Annotated in this window: 17 protein-coding genes; 9 read left to right on the top strand and 8 right to left on the bottom strand. The window is 72.2% G+C overall.

The features are described from left to right. Position 1: 1 nt before the first annotated feature. From NDW01_RS39480 to NDW01_RS39470, 3 genes are all read right to left on the bottom strand, one after another. Positions 2–919: a DMT family protein gene (locus tag NDW01_RS39480; RefSeq protein WP_252776647.1), complete on the bottom strand. Its 918-nt coding sequence runs from the start codon at positions 917–919 to the stop codon at positions 2–4. Positions 920–1,091: 172 nt separating this feature from the next. Further along, complete coding sequence (locus tag NDW01_RS39475; protein WP_252829651.1) at positions 1,092–1,505, bottom strand: Zn-ribbon domain-containing OB-fold protein; 414 nt, start codon at positions 1,503–1,505, stop codon at positions 1,092–1,094. Beyond that, entirely contained in the window at positions 1,502–2,659 is a 1,158-nt protein-coding gene (locus tag NDW01_RS39470; RefSeq protein ID WP_252829649.1) for a thiolase C-terminal domain-containing protein, read from the bottom strand. Before NDW01_RS39470 ends, NDW01_RS39475 begins: the two co-directional genes overlap by 4 nt. A 311-nt stretch (positions 2,660–2,970) precedes the next feature. Here NDW01_RS39470 and NDW01_RS39465 point away from each other — a divergent pair, with 311 nt between their 5' ends. Next, a complete protein-coding gene (locus tag NDW01_RS39465) occupies positions 2,971–3,585 on the top strand; it encodes a flavin reductase family protein (RefSeq protein WP_406567804.1) in 615 nt (204 codons plus the stop codon). Beyond that, on the top strand, positions 3,585–4,736 hold the full coding sequence (locus tag NDW01_RS39460) for an acyl-CoA dehydrogenase family protein (RefSeq protein WP_252829648.1): 1,152 nt from the start codon (positions 3,585–3,587) through the stop codon (positions 4,734–4,736). Before NDW01_RS39465 ends, NDW01_RS39460 begins: the two co-directional genes overlap by 1 nt. A gap of 46 nt (positions 4,737–4,782) precedes the next feature. Here the strand turns inward: NDW01_RS39460 and NDW01_RS39455 are convergent, their stop codons facing one another. Next, a complete protein-coding gene (locus tag NDW01_RS39455; protein WP_252776638.1) occupies positions 4,783–5,082 on the bottom strand; it encodes a hypothetical protein in 300 nt (99 codons plus the stop codon). A 269-nt stretch (positions 5,083–5,351) separates the two neighbouring features. Between NDW01_RS39455 and NDW01_RS39450 the strand changes: the two genes are divergently transcribed. Beyond that, on the top strand, positions 5,352–6,521 hold the full coding sequence (locus NDW01_RS39450) for a hypothetical protein (RefSeq protein WP_252829646.1): 1,170 nt from the start codon (positions 5,352–5,354) through the stop codon (positions 6,519–6,521). A 79-nt stretch (positions 6,522–6,600) separates the two neighbouring features. On the opposite strand, the gene NDW01_RS39445 is transcribed toward NDW01_RS39450, so the two are convergent. Further along, positions 6,601–7,722: a hypothetical protein gene (locus tag NDW01_RS39445; RefSeq protein WP_252829672.1), complete on the bottom strand. Its 1,122-nt coding sequence runs from the start codon at positions 7,720–7,722 to the stop codon at positions 6,601–6,603. Positions 7,723–7,946: 224 nt separating this feature from the next. Between NDW01_RS39445 and NDW01_RS39440 the strand changes: the two genes are divergently transcribed. After that, entirely contained in the window at positions 7,947–8,840 is an 894-nt protein-coding gene (locus NDW01_RS39440) for a polysaccharide pyruvyl transferase family protein (protein WP_252829644.1), read from the top strand. 93 nt (positions 8,841–8,933) lie between these two features. Here NDW01_RS39440 and NDW01_RS39435 read toward each other — a convergent pair whose 3' ends face one another. Further along, positions 8,934–9,965 carry an SDR family oxidoreductase gene (locus NDW01_RS39435; RefSeq protein ID WP_252829643.1) on the bottom strand — a complete coding sequence of 344 codons (1,032 nt, stop codon included), beginning with the start codon at positions 9,963–9,965 and terminating at the stop codon, positions 8,934–8,936. A gap of 103 nt (positions 9,966–10,068) precedes the next feature. Here NDW01_RS39435 and NDW01_RS39430 point away from each other — a divergent pair, with 103 nt between their 5' ends. Then, a complete protein-coding gene (locus NDW01_RS39430; RefSeq protein ID WP_252829642.1) occupies positions 10,069–11,448 on the top strand; it encodes an MFS transporter in 1,380 nt (459 codons plus the stop codon). On the opposite strand, the gene NDW01_RS39425 is transcribed toward NDW01_RS39430, so the two are convergent. Continuing rightward, positions 11,436–12,326, bottom strand: coding sequence for a MarR family transcriptional regulator (locus tag NDW01_RS39425; RefSeq protein ID WP_252829641.1), 891 nt, complete (start codon positions 12,324–12,326; stop codon positions 11,436–11,438). The two genes, NDW01_RS39430 and NDW01_RS39425, sit on opposite strands and share 13 nt — an antisense overlap. Positions 12,327–12,388: 62 nt before the next feature. On the opposite strand from NDW01_RS39425, the gene NDW01_RS39420 reads away from it, so the two are divergent. Continuing rightward, entirely contained in the window at positions 12,389–12,601 is a 213-nt protein-coding gene (locus tag NDW01_RS39420; protein ID WP_252829640.1) for an NAD(P)-binding domain-containing protein, read from the top strand. Then, on the top strand, positions 12,598–14,088 hold the full coding sequence (locus NDW01_RS39415; protein ID WP_252829639.1) for an MFS transporter: 1,491 nt from the start codon (positions 12,598–12,600) through the stop codon (positions 14,086–14,088). Before NDW01_RS39420 ends, NDW01_RS39415 begins: the two co-directional genes overlap by 4 nt. Here NDW01_RS39415 and NDW01_RS39410 read toward each other — a convergent pair. After that, positions 14,085–14,723 (bottom strand): hypothetical protein, encoded by a 639-nt coding sequence (locus NDW01_RS39410; protein ID WP_252829638.1) that lies wholly within the window; start codon positions 14,721–14,723, stop codon positions 14,085–14,087. The two genes, NDW01_RS39415 and NDW01_RS39410, sit on opposite strands and share 4 nt — an antisense overlap. 72 nt (positions 14,724–14,795) lie before the next feature. Between NDW01_RS39410 and NDW01_RS39405 the strand changes: the two genes are divergently transcribed. Beyond that, positions 14,796–15,209, top strand: a complete 414-nt coding sequence (locus NDW01_RS39405; RefSeq protein WP_252829637.1) for an RpiB/LacA/LacB family sugar-phosphate isomerase — start codon at positions 14,796–14,798, stop codon at positions 15,207–15,209. Positions 15,210–15,234: 25 nt separating this feature from the next. After that, entirely contained in the window at positions 15,235–15,774 is a 540-nt protein-coding gene (locus NDW01_RS39400) for an NUDIX domain-containing protein (RefSeq protein ID WP_252829636.1), read from the top strand. Positions 15,775–15,790 lie beyond the last annotated feature (16 nt).

The following is a 15,790-nucleotide window of genomic DNA, read 5'->3' as shown; positions in this document are numbered from 1 at the left end:
CTCAGCCCGCCTGGTCGGAGGTCACGAGGGCCGGGGCGCCGAGCACCTCGACGGGTTCCTCGTCGTGCCGGGGCATCAGCACCACGACGACGATCGAGGCCGCGAACCCGGCCGACCGCAGCACGAGGCGTACGGGATCCTCCGGCAGGGGCTCGCCGAAGACCGCCGTGCCGGCCATGACGGTGTACACGCTGCCGACGACGCTGGAGACGGGAACCACGATCGAGGCGCGGCCCCGCTGCAGGCCGGTCTGGAACAGCACCAGACCCGCGCCCGACATCAGGACGTACAGGTACGGATAGGGCGAGGCGAGCGTGCGGCCGACGATCCCGCCCGCATGGTCGGCGAGGAAGCCGGCGACACCCTTGGTCTGCAGCGCGCCGGCGCCGTACAGCAGGCCGGCGGCGGCGCCGTACAGCACCCCGGGCACCGGCCGGCCGGTGCGCCGCCCCGAGCGCATCGCGGCGAGGAACGCGCCCATGGCGACGACGACCGTACCGGCCGAGACGGCCAGCAGCACGCCCGTGTCCGCGCGCAGGCCCAGGCGGGTGGGCTCCATCGACAGGCAGACCAGCAGCAGCGACAGCGCCAGCACGCCGAGCCCGGTCCACTCGCGGGGCGTGGTGCGCTCGCCGAGGAACACCGCGGAGAAGACCACCAGGAGCGCGAGGCCGGCGAGCTGGATCGGCTGCCCCACGCTGAGCGGGACCAGCGACATCACACCGAGCTGGCAGAGCAACCCCATCCCCATGACGAGGAAGCCGGTCACCCAGGCCCGGCTGCCGCACAGGACACGGACGAGGTGGCCCACCCGGTGCGCGCTGATCGGAGGCAGGTCGCGCAACGCCCGCTTCTCCAGGACGAAGCCGGCGTTGTACAGGACCGTCGCGATCAACGCGAGGATGATGCCGAAGAACAAGCAGCCTCCTGGGCTACGGGGAAGCGGGGCGATATGAGACGCGTCGCGGTCGGCTGACGCCTGCGAGCTGGGAGGCGTGCGGTGGCACAGGCCGTTGACGAAAATACCGGATCGGCCTCAATGCGACACACAGACCCGGCGAAAAGCGTCGCGTCGGCGTGACGATTACGTCTCAGCGGGGCCGCCAGCGTACGAGCGTCAGATCGTCGTCGATGTCCGTGAAGACCGCCTGGACCGGCATGCCCGGCGTCACGTCGGCGGGGTCCGCGCCGGCCAGGTCGCCGTACATGAACAGGTCGTCGGCCTCGTCGAGCCGCACGTGCAGCACGGCGTACGGCACCTCGTCCGCGAAGGCGCGCATGAAGACCTGATGGTTCACGATCCAGCTCGCGACGCGGCCGGTCCCCCGGACCGGCGCCCAGCCGCTCCGCCGGGACCGGCAGCGGCCGCAGATCGCGCGGGGCGGGAAGCGGAGCGTCCCGCAGTCGACGCACTCCTGGACGAGCAGTTCGTGCCGGCGTACCGCCTCCCACCACGGCGCGGAGTCGCGATCGACCTGCGGCCTCGGCCGCTCGCCCAGGCTCATCGATCGGCCCGGAGGATGAGCGCCGAGGTGCCGGCGAGGACGTAGCCGGGCTGGGCCGTGGACAGCGCCACCTCAGCGCCGCTCACCTGGCGGTCGCCGGCGGTGCCGCGCAACTGCGCGACGGCCTCGGCGACGTGGTTGATGCCGTGCACGTACCCCTCCGAGAGGAAGCCGCCATGGGTGTTGACCGGCAGCGCCCCGTCCGGCCGGATCGCACCGGAGGCGGCGTACGGGCCGCCCTCGCCCTTGGCACAGAACCCGTAGTCCTCCAGCTGGACGAGCACCGAGTAGGTGAAGCAGTCGTACAGCTCGGCGACGTCGATGTCCTCCGGGCCGACGCCTGCCATGGCGTACAGCCGGGGCGCGATCCGCGCGGCCTCCGAGACGGTGAAGTCGCCGCCCTGGCCGGAGAGGAAGCTGTCGCCCCCGCCCCAGACGGCGCCGGAGATCAGGACCGGCGGGGCGGCGAGGTCACGGGCGCGCTCGGCGGAGGTGACGACGACCGCGCAGGCCCCGTCCGTCTCCAGGCAGCAGTCGAGCAGGCGGAGCGGCTCGGCGATCCACCGCGAGGCCAGGTAGTCCTCGATCGTGATCGGGTCGCGCTTGAGGGCCTGCGGGTTCTTCGCGGCGTTGGCGCGCTGACCGACCGCGATGGAGCCGAGCTGCTCGTGCGTCGTCCCGTACTTGAGCATGTGCGCCCGGGTGAACATGGCGAACTGCTGCGGCGGCGCGAAGTAGCCGTACGGGGCCTGGTACTGCGCGTCGTACACCGGTGCGACGCCGCGCCCGGTGCCGCCCATGCGGAACTCCGAGCGCGCGTTGATCGCGCGGTAGCAGACGACCGTGCGGGCGACGCCCGTGGCCACCGCCATGGCCGCCTGCCCGATCACCGCGTGCGAGACGCTTCCCCCGCCGAACTGGTCGAGATACCAGCTCACCTCGGGGATGCCCAGCGCCGGGGCCACCACCCAGGGCGGCGTCGAGTCGCCGACGCGGTGGGTGGCCAGCGCGTCGACGTCGTCGACGCTCAGTCCGGCGTCGTCGAGCGCGGCGAGGATCGCGTCGATGGCGAGGGTGAGCGTGGAGACGCCGGAGTCCTTGCTGAACGGCGTGTACCCGACCCCGGCGATCGCCGCCCGATCCCGCAACCCCATGCGCCGCCGTCCTTACCCACCAAGCGCTCGGTCAAATCTCTTGGACGGTAGAGGCCATCCGGCCGGGATGTCAATGATCAGAGGATGAATCCGCAGGCCACCGGCCGATTCAGGGACAACGTCCGGTTCAGCCCTCCGGAGACGAGGACCTAGGACTTTGGGCGGATTTCGGGGTCCGCCCGGAATGTGGGGGTTGTGGCGGCGCTTTACTGATTGACGTGGAGCAGGGGCGGTGGCGGGTCAACTTGACACCTCACGAGGCCGCCGCCTATCGTCCAAGCAAGCGCTTGGCTAAGAGAAAGGATCCGGTCATGCCCGACGGCGCGACCGCCGCCACGCCGATCCCCCGGGGTCCGGCCGCACGATCCTCCGGCCAGAACACGCCACGGCGCGCGCCCGCCCCGGCCAACGGAGCAGCCCGTCCGGCAACGACCGAGCCGGTCGCCGACATCGACAAGATGCGCTTTCGCACCATCCTCGGCCGGTTCGCCACCGGTGTGGTCGCCATCACCGCCATCGACCCCGAGACCGGCCTGCCCACCGGCCTGGCGGCCAACTCGTTCACCTCCGTGTCGCTGGACCCGCCGCTCGTCTCCTTCTGCGTCGCCCACACCAGCTCCACCTGGCCCCGGCTCCGGGACGCCGACCGGCACTGCGTCAACATCCTCTCCGCGCCGCAGCGCGAGGTCTGCCTGCAGCTGGCCACGAAGGGCGTGGACAAGTTCGCCGGCCTGGAGTGGACCGAATCGCCCGGCGGCAGCCCCGTCATCCACGGCGCGCTCGCCTGGCTGGAGTGCTCCGTCGAGGCGGAGTACGTCGCCGGCGACCACGTCATCGTCGTCGCCCAGGTGCACCATCTCGACAAGCACCACGACGGTGATCCGCTCGTCTTCTACAAGGGTGCCTACGGCCGCTTCGAGGGCTGATGGACACCGGCTTCCGCGCCGAGGTCCGCGGCTGGCTCGAGGCGAACCTGACCGGCGAGTTCGCCGACGCCCGCGGGCTCGGCGGGCCCGGCCGCGAGCATGAGGGCTTCGACCTGCGCCGCGCCTGGGAACGACGGCTCGGCGAGGCGGGCTGGACCTGTCTCGGCTGGCCCGGGGCGTACGGCGGGCGCGACGCGACGCTGGAGCAGCAGGTCGTCTTCCACGAGGAGTACGCCCGCGCGAACGCCCCCCACCGCGTCGGCCACATCGGCGAGGGCCTGATCGGGCCCACGATCATCGAGTTCGGCACCGAGGAGCAGCGCCGCCGGTTCCTGCCGCCGATCCGGTACGGCGACGCGTTGTGGTGCCAGGGCTACTCCGAACCCGAGGCCGGCTCCGACCTGGCCAACGTGCAGACCCGCGCGGAACTGCGCGGCGGCGAGTGGGTGATCACCGGGCAGAAGGTCTGGACCTCCCTCGCGCACCTGGCGGACTGGTGCTTCGTCCTCTGCCGTACGGAGCCGGGTTCAAAGCGCCACCACGGCCTGTCGTACCTGCTCGTGCCGATGCGCCGGCCGGGTGTGGAGGTACGCCCGATCGTCCAGCTCACCGGGACCAGCGAGTTCAACGAGGTCTTCTTCGACGGCGCCCGCACGGACGCGGCCGACATCCTCGGCGCTCCCGGCGACGGCTGGCGCGTCGCCCTCGCCACGCTCGGCTACGAGCGCGGCGCCTCGACGCTCGGCCAGCAGATCGGCTTCCGCCGGGAGTTCGAGCAGGTCGTCACGGCGGCCCGGCGCACCGGCGCGGCCCGGGACCCGGTGTTCCGCGACCGGCTCGTCCAGTCGTGGATCGAGCTGGAGATCATGCGTCTCAACGCGCTGCGCACCATGTCGTCCCTCGCGGCCGGCGAACCCGGCCCGGAGGTGTCGATCGCCAAGCTGTACTGGTCGGAGTGGCACCGGCGGCTCGGCGAGCTGGCCGTGACAGCCCTCGGCGACGAGGCCCTGATCGCGGAGGCCGGACCGTACGAGCTGTCGGACCTGCAGCGGCTCTATCTCTTCAGCCGCGCCGACACCATCTACGCCGGGTCCAGCGAGATCCAGCGGAACATCATCGCCGAGCGCACCCTCGGCCTGCCCCGAGCCTGAACGGCCGGCGCTGGAGGCCGTCGGTCGCCTCCAGCACCGTCACTCCTCAGTCGTGCTCGCCCGTTGTCGCGAGCACCCGCAGTACGCGTTCGACGGCATCGTCGAGATCATCGACGCGTGCGATCCGCTCGGCCCACGACCACCAGTACCACCAGCCGTCGTCGGAGTTCTCGGCGAGGATGTGCTCGGCGAGAACCGACACCTGTGGGTTCACCACATGCAGGCTCGGTGGTCCGACCCGTGGAACCGTCAGCCGTACGGCGAAGCCCCGCCCGCGGAGCTCGTCGCCGAGGCGTTCGAGATATTGGATGCGTGTCCGCGCTAAGGCGGCGGTCTCGTTCGACACGCTGGGATCACCCCTCCTGGAACGGATCCGTCCCGACCGAGGGTCAGCATTCCCACGTGGTACGGCGCCGCGCAATGCGCAGCACCGAACACGCATGAACTTGCCGAACGCAAACCTGCGAGGGGTGAGGAAGGTCCGTTCCGGTGGCAGGTTTCCCATCCCGACCGGCATGCTCGCAGTAGGAACCTTTCGCCGGGATATTCCGCCGTGCCGCCAACTCCACGGGCCGCGCGCACGTCATAGACGGCGGTAGAGGAAGAGGGGCATAAATGGAACTCGACGCAGGATCACGGTCACCGGCCAAGAAGGCCGGCTGGCATCGCCTGCACTACCCGGTGGCCGTATTCCTGGTCGTCTTCGGCGCCACCCGGATCGCTTCGCTGCTCGACTGGTCCGGTCGCCATCGGGACGCCGCCCGGCTGCTCGGCGCCGGCGACGGCACGGTGACGGCCCTGCTGGGCGCGTCCGCCGTCGGTGAACTGCTGCTCACCCTCGCGGCGGTCCTCGCCGTGAGCCGCCGCCGCGACGTGTGGCTGCTGGTCGCCCTCGCCGGGTGGTCGGTGGAGTCCCTGGCGCTGGCCATCGTGGCCGGCGTCTCCGGTGACACGTCCCGGCTCGTCGAGCACGGCGTGTTCCTGCTGGCCTTCGCCGTGCTGCTGGCGGTCACCTACCGGTGGAGCGCGGCCACGCGCACCTCCGCCGCTTCGGGCGACCCGGATGCGGCGCCCTCCCCCGCGCACCTCGCGCTCGCGCCCCTGACCCCGGCGCCGACCTCCCTCCCGACCCCGGAAGCGCCGCCGGAGCCCTCGGCCACCGTCGCGCCGGCGAAGGACCCTTCGTTCGCCTTCGCGCCGCCGCCGCACCCCTCGGCGACCCTCGCGTCACCGCCGGAACGCCCGGCGACCCCGGCACCGCCGCAGGACGCCCCGGCCACTCGCGTGTCGCCGCAGGATCCCCCGGCCGCCCTCCCGGCGGCGGACCCCTCCGCGACCCGGGCGGAGGTGGCGCCCGCGCCGAAGCCGGTCTCCGGGCCGCCGAGCGGCGACGTCACCCGCCGGGACCTCAGGGTGCGCAGGCCGGGCACCGACGGCGAGCAGGCCGGGAAATCGGACGGCGCCCGCCCCAAGGCCGAGGTATCGGAGAACGACGCCCATCCGAAGACCGAGGCCCCGAGAAGCGAAGTCTCGGAGAGCGACGTCACGCGCCGGGACGGCTACCGGATCCCGAGCGACGCGACCCGGCGGGACCTCCAGAGGGCAGAGAGCGAGTCCGATGGCGAGACGTCCGCCGACGAGGATCGGGCCACGGACGACAGCGACCTGACGAGGGGCGACGTCCCCCTCGACCCGCGCGCCACGCCCATGCGCCCGCGCGCCGCCGAGCCGTCGGACGACGCGGAGCCGAACGCCGACGAGACGATGCTCGACCGGAACCGCTGACGGCCCGAATGCCGATGACGGCGGCCGGAGCGAAGCGGATCACGCCCCTGCCGGCCGGGCGGACACCGGGAAGGCCCGCCTACGGTGACGCGGCGGGGGCCGTGTCCCGTAGTCGGGCCACCAGGTCGAGGAACTCGCGGCGGGCGCGTTCGGGATCCTCGCCACCGAGCAGTTCCTCGACCAGGTCGGCCAGCGGCCAGGCCGTCAGCACGCCGTAGCGGGCCAGGTAGACGGCGACGTTCCGGATCCGGTAGGCGTCGGCGGTGTCGAGCCAGGCGGAGCCGACGAGCCGCCATATCCAGCGCCGCGACCGGCGCGCGTCGTTGACCTTCAGGACGGAGGTGACGTCGATGAGCGTCGCGCCGTCCGGGCCGCCGACCAGGATGTCGTTGTCGTCCCAATGCGCGCCGAACATCGGCCAGGCGATGCCCCACGGCCGCCCCGGCGGCGGATGCCCCGCCAGGCGCCGCATCTCCTCCAGACCGCCGGAGGTGTGCAGGCAGCGCACGAGTTCCACCAGTTCGGTCACGACGGCCTCGTCCGCCGCGCCGTGCAGCTCCTCGACGGTCGGCACCCTCTCCCGGAAGAGGCCGAAGAAGGGCTGGTCGATGGGGTCGTTCCGGAAGACGTACGCGAACATCGCCAGCAGCCAGCACAGCCGGGCGAGGCCCTTCTCCGCTCCGACCTGCCCGAAGGGCGCGTGTGTGGCGAAATACGCGCGAATCCTGTCGAACAAGTCATCGAGCACTGGCTCGGCCGCAGAATAGGAGAATCTCGCGTATTGCGCGGATCCGTCCGCGGCGACATACGCATTCACGCCGTGCTCGGCCGCGATGTCCGTCCAGCCGGTGAACGTCGGCCGCAGATCGAGCGCCCTCTGGCGTTCGGCCGCGCCGAGGCGAATATGCGTCGGATACCGCCCGGCCTGCCGGTGCGCCCAGTCCCGGCCCGCGACGCCGATTCGCACGAGTCCGTACAGCGCCGAATACGGTGGGGCGGCCTGCACCAGCGTGGCCGTCCGCACCGCGAAGGCCCGGTCCACCTGGGCCCAGTGCCGTCTCCCGACCCGTCCGGCCGGCCGTACGGCGGGCCGTCCCCTGGTCTCCATCGCCAGCCGCTGGGCGACCTCGCCGGTCCCGGGCATTCGTTCGGCGCACCATTCTCCGAGCTCACCGAAGTACAAATGCGAGATGAACGACACATATGCGACTATAGCGACGGCTTACTGAGAGTCAGCTGTCTCCGCTCCGATTCCTCCGGCCGTCGGAATACGGATCGCTCGGCGAAAGCCGCCCCAGACCGGTGATCCGCCCCTTCCGATTCCGGTCCGCGCTCGCGGTCACCGGGCGTTCGGCACGTCGGCCGACTCACAGTGCGGGCACGCACGGCCGGTTCTGAACCCGGGCCGACGGGCAGGGGTGACTCATGCGCGTACTGGTGACCGGATGGTTCAGCTTCGTCCATGGAGAGGTGACGGCCGGGGACGCCCTGGCCCTGGACACCGTGGCCGCTGCGCTGGCGCGGGCCGGCATCCCGTACGACGAGGCGTGGAGTCCGGTGTTCCGGCCCGGCGCGATGTCGTTGGAGGAGGCCGATCCGGCGCGCTACACCCATCTCGTCTTCGTGTGCGGGCCGGTCCACGGCGAGCAGGTCCGGAACCTGCACGAGCGGTTCCCGCACTGCCATCGGGTCGCGGTCGGCGTGTCGGTGATCGATCCGGCCGACCCGGCCGTCACCGGCTTCCACCGCGTGCTGGCCCGCGACGGGCTGGGCGAGCCGGGCCGCGACCTGGCGGGGGTGCCGGAGGACGCCCCGCCGGTCGCCGGGGTCGTCCTGGCGCTGGGGCAGGGAGAGTACGGTGCCCGCCGCCGCCACGACGACGTCGCCGCGCGGCTGACCGGCTGGCTCGGCGAGCGCGACTGCGCGGCCCTCCCCTTCGACACCCGGCTCGATCCGCGCGACTGGCGGCTGTGCTCCACCGCCGACCAGTTCGTCGCGGTGGTGCGGCGGCTCGACGTCGTGGTGACCACCCGGCTGCACGGGCTGGTCCTCGCCCTGCGCGCCGGGGTGCCGGCACTCGCCGTCGATCCGGTCGACGGCGGCGGCAAGGTGTCGGCGCAGGCCGGCGTCTGGGAGTGGCCGGTGCTGCCCGCGAGCGCGGGCGCGCGGGAGTTCGACGCGGCCTGGGCCTGGTGCCTGTCCGAGGAGGGCCGGCGGGCCGCCCGGGACCGCGCGGCCGCTCCCCCGGCGGCGCTCGGCCGTCTCATCGAGGAACTGTCCGCCGCCCGCGCCGCGGGGCCGGCCGCACCAGGGCGGTGAGGCCACCGCCCCACCCACGGCGGCGGAACCGGGTCCGGCCTGACGCACGGCCACCCGCGCCGCGCTGGAGCGGTGACGCCACCGGCGGCTCCGTCAGCGGCGGCTGGTCAGCAGTTCGCGGAGCCGACCGCCGCGCGGGTGTGACGTCAGGGGCGGCGTCGAGAAGCCCGCGCCCTCGCGGAGGCCCGTGAGGAACTCGCGCAGCGCGTCCAGCGACGAATGCTCCGGCGTCCAGCCCAGGTCACGGCGCGCCCGGCCGGTGTCCATGATCGGGAGCCGGATCACGGCGTCGAACAGGCCGGGTGAGGCCGGCACCAGGTTGAGCTGCCAGCCCGCCCAGATCACTCCGCGTACGACCGTGGCCGGGACCCGGACGCGCCGGGCTCCGAGCAGTTCGGCCAGTTCCTCGGTGCCCACGACGGGATCGGCGGCGATGTTGAACGGCCCGCGCGCGTCGCCCAGCACGGCCAGGCGGTACGCCTCGGCGACGTCGGTGGTGTGCACCGTCTGGAAGCGCAGGCCCGGGATGTCGGGCAGGACCGGCAGCATCCCGGCCGAGACGTTCGGCACCAGCGGGCCGCCGAAGATCCGGCGCTGTTCCTGCGCGGCCTCCCGCTTGAAGATGAACCCCGGCCGCAGGCGTACGACCCGGCGGTCCGGGTGGGCGCCCTCGAAGGCGTCCAGCACGCGCTCGAGGTAGGCCTTCTCCCGCGTGTACGAGGCGCCGGGCCAGCCGTGCGTGGGCCAGGACTCGTCGACGGCGCGGTCCTTGGGGCCCGGGGAGTACGCCCCCACCGACGATGCGTACACCAGCGCGGGGACGCCCGCCGAGGCGACGGCGTCGAAGACGCGCGTGCTCCCGATGACGTTGGTCCGCCAGGTCGCCGCGGAGTCATGGGTCGGGTGGAACGCCCACGCCAGGTGGACGACCGCGTCGGCGCCGCGGAAGAGGGGCACGAGGTCGGCCGTCGCGACGTCGGCGGCCGCCCATTCGGTCTTCGGGGCCGTCCAGTCGGGTTCGCGCCGTGCCAGCCCCAGGACCGAGTCGACACCCGGATCCCGGCCGAGCGCCTCGACCACGCTTGTCCCGACATTTCCGGTCGCTCCGGTGACCACGATGCGCATGTTCAAGCGCTACCCGGCCGGGCTCGGCCTAATCCGTTCCCGCATCGGCGCTGGTCGCGGCACGGATATGCATAAAACAGCTCTATAGGGGAGAAAGCCCGGCATGAAAAACGGCAGAACGATCGAGACCAACATCCCCGCACGGCTCGATCGACTTCCCTGGGCACGCTGGCATTGGCTGATCCTCCTCGGGCTGGGGACCGTTTGGATCCTCGACGGCCTCGAGGTGAACGTGGTGGGCGTCATCGGGCCCCGCCTGACGGACAAGGCCGGGGGCCTCGGGCTGACCGACTCCCAGGTCGGCCTCGGAGCCGCCTGTTACGTCGCGGGGGCCTGCGCCGGCGCCTTGTTCTTCGGCTATCTGACGGACCGGTTCGGGCGCAAGAAACTGTTTCTGATAACGCTCGGGGTCTATCTGCTGGCCACCGTGGCGACCGCCTTCTCATTCAATCCGATCTGGTTCTACGCCTGCCGGATCATCACCGGGACGGGGATCGGCGGAGAGTACGCCGCGGTGAATTCGGCCGTCGACGAATTGATCCCCGCGCGGCTGCGCGGCACCGTCGACGTGGTGGTCAACGGCTCGTTCTGGCTGGGAACGACGTTCGCCGCGCTCATGTCCGTGCCCGTGCTCAACGCCTCGGTGCTGCCGAAGGACGTGGGCTGGCGGCTGCTGTTCGGGATCGGCGCGCTGCTGGGCGTGGGCATCCTGTTCGTACGGCGGATGGTGCCGGAGAGCCCGCGCTGGCTGTTCATCCACGGCCGAGACGACGAGGCCGAGAGGATCGTCCGCGACATCGAGCGGACCGTCTCGGAGGAGAGCGGCGAGAAGCTCGACGAGCCCGACGACAGCATCGAGATCCGGCAGCGGCGGACGGTGGGCTTCGGGGACATCGTCCGGACGGCCGTGAAGCTGTACCCCCGGCGGACCGTCCTGGGGCTGGCCCTGTTCATCGGCCAGGCGTTCCTCTACAACGCCGTCTTCTTCACGTACGCGCTGGTGCTGTCGAAGTTCTTCAAGGTGCCCGACGACCGGACCGGCTGGTACCTGGTGCCGATCGGGCTGGGCAACTTCTTCGGCGCATTCATCTTGAGCCGGCTGTTCGACCGTCTCGGCCGCAAGATCATGATCTCCGGGACCTACATCGTCTCCGGGGTACTGCTGATCGGCACGGCGCTGCTCTTCCGCGGCGGGCACCTGTCCGCGACGACCCTGACGATCTGCTGGGTGATCGTGTTCTTCTTCGCCTCGGCGGGCGCCAGCTCCGCGTACCTGACCGGCTCGGAGATCTTCCCGATGGAGACCCGCGCCATGGCGATCGCCTCGTTCTACGCGGTCGGCACGGCGGTGGGCGGCATCTTCGGCCCGGCCCTGTTCGGGAAGCTGGTCGACACCGGCAAGGAGTCGGCCGTGAGCGACGGCTACCTGCTGGGCGCGGTCCAGGGCCGGCGGCGAACGGCCAGAGGGGGTCAGACGAGATAGGTCGCCTCGCCGCCGATGGCGCGGCCCGGCGGCCGCTCGTCGGTGGATCCGGGATGCAGATCCAGGACCGCCTCGAACTCGGCATCGGCCCCGCGTACGGCCGAGAGCGTCAGCTTCCCGGCGTCACGGCCACGGCTGACGGCCGTGTACAGCGTGGTTACCGAGCGCAACGGCCGGCCGTCGGCGAGGACGAGGACGTCCCCGGTCCTGAGGCCGGCGTGGTCGGCGCGGCTCTCCGGCTCGACCGCGCGGACGAGGAGCCCGAGGGTCTCGGGCAGCCCGACGCTGCCGCGGATCTTCACCGTGACATGGGCGGGGGCGAGGGTCAGCCCCAGGCGCGGGAACGTCTCGTCGGTCGTCCAGCCCTCGAACGAGATGAGGAGCCGACGCAGAAGCGCGGCGAGCGCGTCCCGCTCGTCCTCGCCGAGCGCCGCGAGGAGGCGGTTCTCGGTGGCGACGTGCGCCGGAGTGACGCGCTCGAAGAGCGACCGGCCCGCGTCGGTGAGCCTGACCAGGCTGTTGCGCCGGTCTCGCGTGTCCGGTGACCGGGTGACGAGCCCCCGCTCCACCAGGCGCTCCACGCGGACGCTGACCGTGCCGGAGCTGAGATTCAGCTCCCGCATCAACCGGCGCTGGGAGACGCCGCCGGGCCGATCGAGGCGGCGGAGCGTCACGAGTGCGTAGAAGTCCGCGCCGTTGAGACCGTACTCGGAGTAGGTCGCCGCGAGCTCGGTGTCGAAGATCTGGCGGAGCCGTCCGAGCCGCGCGACGATCGCCACGGGCGAGAGGTCGAGGTCGGGTCGCACCGCCGCCCAGCCCGCCAGCAGCCGGTCCACCGAGTCGTGCGGACCACTCATCGCCGAGCCGGGATCTGACATGACGATAGTGTACGCTCGCGGCCAAAAGCTTTGGCCCAAGCATTCCCCCCGAGTGAGGCAGCATGAAGATCGGTGTCATCGGTGCCGGCCGGATCGGCGGCGACGCCGCGCGGCTGTTCGCCGCCGCAGGCCATGACGTGTCCCCCTCCCCCGGCCCTGACCCGGTGCGCCTGCGCGCGAAGGCCGCGGACTTAGGACGTCGTGCACGAAACGGCGATGTACGCGACGCCGTGGCGTCCGGGGACGCCACGGACCTCGGCGGCGACGCGCGGTGAGCACCTACGAGGAGAAGACTCCGCCGCGCCCCTCCGCCACCGCTCCGACGCGGACCGCTCCTCCCCGCGGGGGAGGCACGGGCCTCGTTCTCGCGCTCATGGTGACGGCCCAGTTCATGGTGATCTTCGACTCCTCGATCATCAACGTGGCGCTGCCGACCATCCAGAACTCGCTGGGCTTCACCGCCCTCGGCGCCGAGGGCGTGATCACCGCGTACGCCACCGCCTTCGGCGGCCTGCTGATCCTGGGAGGCCGGCTCTGTGACCTGTTCGGCCACCGCCGGATCTTCGTCACCGGCCTGCTCGCCTTCGGTGTGACCTCACTGGCCTGCGGTCTGGCGATCTCCCCGGCGTTCCTGGTCATCGCCCGCGTCGCGCAGGGTGCGAGCGCCGCGCTCCTGGCGCCCTCGGCGCTGGCGCTGCTGACCACGACGTTTCCCGAAGGCGCCGCGCGCAACCGGGCGCTGGGTGTCTTCGGCGCCGCCACGTCGCTGGGCTTCGTCGCCGGGCAGATCCTCGGCGGGGTGCTCGCACAGACCGTGGGGTGGCGCAGCGTGTTCCTCATCAACGTGCCGATCGCGGTCCTCGCCGCCGCGCTGACCGTACGGTCGATCCCCGGCATCACCCCGGTGGGCGGCCGCCGGGCGCCCGACGTCCTCGGCGCCGTCCTCGTCACGTCCGCTGCCGCCCTGCTGGTGTGGGCGCCCACGTACGGGTCCGGCCACGGGTGGACATCAGGCGGTTTCGTCGGCGTCATGGTGGCCTCGATCGCCCTTTTCGGCGTCTTCGTGCTGATCGAGAGATCACGGCGCGATCCGCTCATCCGCCTGTCGCTGCTGCGCTCCAGGTGGCTGATCGGCACGAACCTCGCGACGGCGGTCACCGGTGCGCTCAACGGCGCGGTCGTCCTGCTGTGCAGCCTCTTCCTCCAGCAGGCGCACCACTACAGCCCGCTCCGCGCGGGCCTGGCGTTCGTGCCGACCGGCGTCGCCGGCCTCATCGCCGGGGTTCGCCTGGCGGGTCCGCTGATCACCCGGCTGGGCGTCCGCTCGGTGCTGACCTGGATGCCCCTGATCTCCGCGGTGGCGATCGCCGGACTGAGCCGGCTCCCGGGCCACGCGCCGTACTATCCGCCCCTGCTGCCCTGGCTCGTGGTGATCGGGCTCTCGTTCACCACGGCCGCGGTCGCGACGACGGTCGCGGTCTCGACCGGTGTCGCGCGCGGTGAGCAGGGAATGGCCGCCGCACTGCGTCAGACGGCGTTCCAACTGGGCGTCGCCCTGGGCGTGGCGGTCTTCGTCTCCCTGGCCGCGAGTCACACCGGCGCGCTGCTCGGCCACGCGCATCCGCCGACCCGTGAGGCGGCGCTCACGGCCGGGTTCCGCCTGTCGCTGGTCGTCCTGGCCGTGCTCTCGGCCGTCGGAGGTCTGATCGCGTTCGCGCTGCTGCGCTCCCCGAACGAGACCGCGGAACCGACCGGAGACTAAGAGATGAGGCGGGCGACGGCGGTCATCGTGCCGGGGGCGACCTCGGTGAAGCCGCCGTCGCGCACCGCCACGTCGGCCTCGGCGACGCTGCGGGCCCAGTCGTCCGCCTCCACCACCCGGACCCGCAGCCCCGGCCACGCGCCACGGGCGCGCAGCAGCAGCTGGGCCGCGTGACCGGACTGCGCGGCGGACTTCCCGGTGGTCATGGCGACGCCGGGGTCGAGGGTGACCAGGGCGTACGGCGGCTCGGGCGGGGGTTTCGGCTCGTCGTCGCGTGGCAGGTCCGTGCCGCCGACCTGCAGCTTGGAGATCTCCGGCGGCACCTCCGTGACCGGTCCGGGCACGAACGCCCGCGCGAGCGCGCCGTCATGGTCGACCAGCACGCCGGGCAGGGCCGCGAGCGCCTCCCAGCGCGCGCCGCGGGCCCGTCGCGCCACCTTGCGGATCCGCCGCGACTCCCAGGCCGCCACCGCGTCGTGCCACTCCCCGCCCGGCGCCGAGCGCGGATCGGTGAGCAACCGGACGACGGCCATGGCGGCCGCCTCGCAGACCGCCAGGTGCGACGGCGGCGCGGCCTTCTCGATGCGCAGGGCGAGCTGCATCGCCCAGGCGGGCTCCTCGGGGTCCTCGGTCACGCCCCAATGTCTACCAGCCCACGGGAGCCGGGCCGTCCCCGGATCTCCCGCGGACGTGGCATGGTGGGCGGCATGAAGGTGGTCTTCGGCGCGGACGACGAGAACGACTGCACCCGTGCGGTGCTGGAGCACCTGCGTGAGGTCGCCGACCTGCGCGTCATCGACGACCTCCCCTCGTGGCCCGACTTCTCCCGGGAGGCCGGCCGCGCGGTGGCGAGCGGCGAGGCCGACTACGGCGTGCTCATGTGCTGGACCGGCACCGGCACGTCGATCGCGGCCAACAAGGTCCCCGGCGTACGCGCCGCGCTCGCCTGGGAGCCGTGGATCGCGCGGAACGCCCGCCTGTGGAACGACGCGAACGTCCTGGCGCTCAGCCTCAAGCGCCTCGCCCCGGACGTCGCCGTGGAGTGCGTCCGGGCGTTCCTCGAGACCGAGCGCGAGGACCCCGAGGAGACCGCCACCATCGACCTGATCCGCGACCTGTGAGGATCCCTGTGGCACGCTGAACCGCATGATCCAGGTCTCCAGTCGCGTGGTCTATCAGAACCGGTGGATGACGGTCCGCGAGGACGACATCCGGCATCCGGACGGCTCCCCCGGCATCTACGGCGTCGTGGACAAGCCCACGGCGGCGCTGATCATCCCGATGGAGGACGACGGGTTCCACCTCGTCGAGCAGTACCGCTACACGCTCTCCCGCCGGTCGCTGGAGTTCCCGCAGGGCACCTGGCCGGACGACCGGGAGACGAGCACGGAGGAACTGGCGCGCGCCGAACTCGTCCAGGAGACGGGCCTGCGCGCCGAGACGCTGAAGCGGATCGGGTCGTTCGCCATCGGCCCGGGGTTCACCAGCCAGCGCTGTGACGTCTTCCTCGCCACCGGCCTGACTGCGGGAGAGGCGGCCGATCGCGACCCTGAGGAGCAGGAGATGACGCAGCGCTGGGTCGCGCGCCGGGACCTGGAGCGGATGATCCGCGAGGGCGAGATCGTCGACGGCTGCACGATGGCCGCCTACACCCTGCTGACCCTGGACGGCACGGGCGAACGCTGACCCGGAGGGCCGCCGG

Origin of the sequence: Actinoallomurus soli (assembly GCF_024055715.1) — a bacterium.
GTDB lineage: Bacteria > Actinomycetota > Actinomycetes > Streptosporangiales > Streptosporangiaceae > Actinoallomurus > Actinoallomurus soli.
This window is presented reverse-complemented; position numbering and strand designations above follow the sequence as displayed.